This is a genomic window from Vibrio sp. 811 (assembly GCF_033339195.1).
Map to the genome: position 1 here is coordinate 1 of NZ_JAWOUB010000568.1, position 618 is coordinate 618.

1 protein-coding gene is annotated in these 618 nt (G+C 50.0%); it reads left to right on the forward strand.

What is annotated here, in order from left to right; genetic code table 11:
- Positions 1–618: sodium ion-translocating decarboxylase subunit beta (locus tag R7Q46_RS28140; RefSeq protein WP_318078434.1), on the forward strand; the 618-nt coding region annotated here is incomplete at both ends.

Consider the following 618-nt stretch of genomic DNA (forward strand, 5'->3'; position numbering starts at 1 on the left):
ACTTTTATTGCCAATTGGCTTTGGCGCTATCTTAGCTAACATTCCTAATGCGGGCTTCACTGAGCCGGGCGGTTTGTTGTACTACGTCTACTATATCGGGATCGAATCGGGAGTTTTCCCATTGTTGATCTTTATGGGCGTTGGTGCGATGACGGACTTTGGCGCATTGATCGCGAACCCGAAAACACTTTGGTTAGGGGCGGCAGCGCAGTTTGGTATTTTTGCGACCTTGTTTGGGGCGATTTTACTTACCTTTGTGCCAGGGATGGAATTCTCGATGGCAGATGCATCATCGATCGCCATCATCGGTGGTGCTGATGGTCCGACGGCGATCTTCTTGGCCAGCAAGTTGTCGCCAGACTTATTGGGGGCGATTGCGGTAGCGGCATACAGCTACATGGCATTAGTTCCGATCATTCAACCGCCAATTATGAAAGCGCTGACTACCAAAGAAGAGCGTGAAATCAAAATGGCGCAGCTTCGTCATGTTGGTAAGTGGGAAAAAGTGTTCTTCCCGATGGCCGTGCTGTTGATGACGATTCTGTTCCTACCTTCTGCGACACCATTGGTTGGTATGTTCTGTCTCGGTAACCTGATGCGTGAAGCGGGTGTAGTGGA